Origin of the sequence: Nocardiopsis sp. TNDT3 (assembly GCF_003427465.1) — a bacterium.
GTDB classification, from domain to species: Bacteria; Actinomycetota; Actinomycetes; order Streptosporangiales; family Streptosporangiaceae; genus Nocardiopsis; species Nocardiopsis dassonvillei.
In genome coordinates, this window is sequence record NZ_QPFC01001420.1 from 1 (window position 1) to 1,732 (window position 1,732).

At 71.4% G+C, this 1,732-nt stretch carries 3 protein-coding genes; all 3 read right to left on the minus strand.

Annotation, left to right across the window (positions count from 1 at the left end; translation table 11 throughout):
* Positions 1-8 precede the first annotated feature (8 nt).
* The 3 genes from DQW06_RS28440 to DQW06_RS28450 are packed head-to-tail and all read right to left on the minus strand — an operon-like array spanning position 9 to position 1,575.
* Positions 9-740, minus strand: coding sequence for an ABC transporter permease (locus DQW06_RS28440; RefSeq protein ID WP_013153520.1), 732 nt, complete (start codon positions 738-740; stop codon positions 9-11).
* Positions 737-1,408, minus strand: coding sequence for an ABC transporter ATP-binding protein (locus tag DQW06_RS28445; RefSeq protein ID WP_083555275.1), 672 nt, complete (start codon positions 1,406-1,408; stop codon positions 737-739). The genes DQW06_RS28440 and DQW06_RS28445 overlap by 4 nt, the downstream gene beginning before the upstream one ends.
* Entirely contained in the window at positions 1,405-1,575 is a 171-nt protein-coding gene (locus DQW06_RS28450; RefSeq protein WP_013153518.1) for a hypothetical protein, read from the minus strand. Before DQW06_RS28450 ends, DQW06_RS28445 begins: the two co-directional genes overlap by 4 nt.
* Between the last annotated feature and the right edge of the window lie 157 nt (positions 1,576-1,732).

Consider the following 1,732-nt stretch of genomic DNA (forward strand, 5'->3'; position numbering starts at 1 on the left):
GGGGTGGGTCAGTGCAGGTAGCGGCGCCGGGTGATGACCAGCAGGTTGGCCGCCAGCGGCAGCAGCAGGGACAACGCCGTCACCGTCCAGCCGACCGCGAGCGCCTGTCCGAGGTCGGGGTAGGCCGCGTCGGGCACGACCACGCCCACGCTGAGCCGGTAGGCGAAGCAGGTCGGGACCACGTACGAGAAGTCGGCGGCCATGAACACCAGCGTGGCCACGGTCAGGCCGATCCCGAACACGTTCACGATGACGACGTTGCGGGTCACCAGCGTCAGCAGGGCGCACAGCAGCGCCACCGAGGCGACGCACACGCCGACCAGCAGCCAGTAGGCGGCGCTCATCCGCCCGATCCCGGCTCCGGGGTTCTCCATCAGCAGGAACACCACCAGCCCCACGTGGTTCACCGCCGCCATCACCGCCACCAGCGCGCACGCGACGGCCAGCTTCGCGGCCCACAGCGCGGGCTTGGAGCGGCCGCAGGTGAGCCACTCGAAGTAGGTGCCGTTGCGGAACTCGGTGTGGAAGCAGGCCGCGACGGTCGCGCACACCACCAGGGGCAGGACCATCGTGTACTGGTTGTGGAAGGTGAAGTAGAACCGCTCCAGGGTGGGCTCCCCGCCGTTCACGGCGTAGTCGACGACCACCATCGCCAGCGGGACGACGTTGAGCACGAGGACGGCCCAGACGAAGCGCTCCCGGCGGATCTTGCGGAGTTCGTTGGCCAGCAGCGTCCTCATGCGTCCTCCCCCAGGACCGTCGCGTACAGGTCCTCAAGGTCGCCCTCGACCTCGTCGGCGTCCATGCGCCGCACGATCCGGCCCGCTCTCATGAACAGCAGGTGGTCGGCCAGGGAGGCGATCTCGGTCAGGTTGTGGCTGGAGACGATCATGCTCGTGCCCCGTTCGCGCTGGACGGCCCGGACCAGCTCCCTGATGTCGCGGATGCCGATGGGGTCGAGGCCGTTGGTGGGCTCGTCCAGCAGCACCAGCCCGGGTTCGCCCAGGAGCGCCCGGGCGATGCCGAGCCGCTGCCTCATGCCCAGGGAGGTGCGCGAGAAGCGCAGGTCCGCCAGCTGGCCCAGGCCGACCTCCGCCAGCAGGCCGGGGACCTCGTCCAGGGGCGTGCGCAGGTAGCGGGCGTGCAGCTCCAGGTTCTCCCGCAGGGTCAGGCCGCCGTAGAACGCGGGGTACTCGATCAGGCGGCCCACGCGCAGGCCCGGCGCGCGCTCGATGGCGCCGGTGTGGTCGTTGGCGCCCAGCACCGACTTGAGCAGGGTGGTCTTGCCCGAGCCGTTGGGGCCGAGCAGCCCGTAGACCCGCCCGGGTTCGACCCGCAGGTCGATCCCGTGCAGGACGCGGTGGCGGCCGTGGGCCATGGAGACGTCGCGGATGTCGATCAGGCTCACGGGACCACGATCCACAGGCCGAAGAGGACGGCGTAGACGAGGAGGAGGACGCCGGGGAGGACGTACGCCCCTTTCTCCGTCCCGCCGGGTGAGAGGAAACGGGCCGCCGCGATGGTGACCGCGCCCGCGAACGCGATCATCGACGCGACCAAGAGCACCGCTGACATGCGACTCCTTGTCGTCGTGGACGTGCCCGGGACGTGTTCCCGGGCGGCACCGACCACGCTAGGCAGGGGCCCCGGCGGGCGGCAGTGTCCCGGGTGCCGGGTCCGGTGCGCGGGGCCCCGGCGGGGTGGCCGGGGACCGGGGGAGCGTGGACCCGGC